Raw genomic sequence first — 665 nt, 5'->3', positions numbered from 1 at the left:
GAGGCCGCCCTCTGCGGGCAGCACCGCCTTCGCCCAGGCCAGCGCCGCCGGGGCGGCCTCGGGGCCCACCAGGTGGATGCCTCCCTTGGCCCCCAGGGCGGACTCCGCCCCCAGCTTTTTCAGCTCCTCCGTCAGGCCGGAGCGCAGGGGACGGCGGTAATCGCCCCCCTCCTCCAGAATCAGCACCAGGTCAAAGGGGTATCCCGCCCGGGTGAGGAGCTGGTGCCACCGGCACCACAGGGCGGTCCGCTCCATTTCATCTTCGCTGGACAGCTGTCCGGCGGCGATGGGCAGATCGCCGGAGATTCCAAAGGGCCAAAGAGCGCTCTGGGGCGGCCGGTCCGCCCGGTCCTCCACCGCCTCCAGCCGGGAGAGCAGATCGAAGGCCGCAAGGGCCTCCTCCTCACTGAGGGCCAGCTTCTGGGCCAGTGCGGACAACAGGACAGGACCTCCCTCCTGTCCTCCCACCGCCCGCCGGGCTCCTTCCCGGGCGGCGGCGGGGGTATCGCCCAGCACCAGGGCCAGGCTGTGGGACAGCCTCTTCCCCGGAGCCAGGGAGACGGGGATGCGGACCATCAGGCAGGGGTCGGAGCCGGTCCGATCCTCCAGGGGTCCGGGGACCCGGCCGGGCAGGGCCCGCAGGCCCCCCCGGCCCAGGGCGGCGG

At 73.4% G+C, this 665-nt stretch carries 1 protein-coding gene; it reads right to left on the bottom strand.

What is annotated here, in order from left to right:
- A partial coding sequence (locus D1641_RS19025) for a hypothetical protein (protein WP_160668573.1) occupies nucleotides 1-665 on the bottom strand: 665 nt, incomplete at both ends.

The sequence above is a fragment of the Colidextribacter sp. OB.20 genome, assembly GCF_009911595.1.
GTDB lineage: Bacteria > Bacillota > Clostridia > Oscillospirales > Oscillospiraceae > Lawsonibacter.
This window is presented reverse-complemented; position numbering and strand designations above follow the sequence as displayed.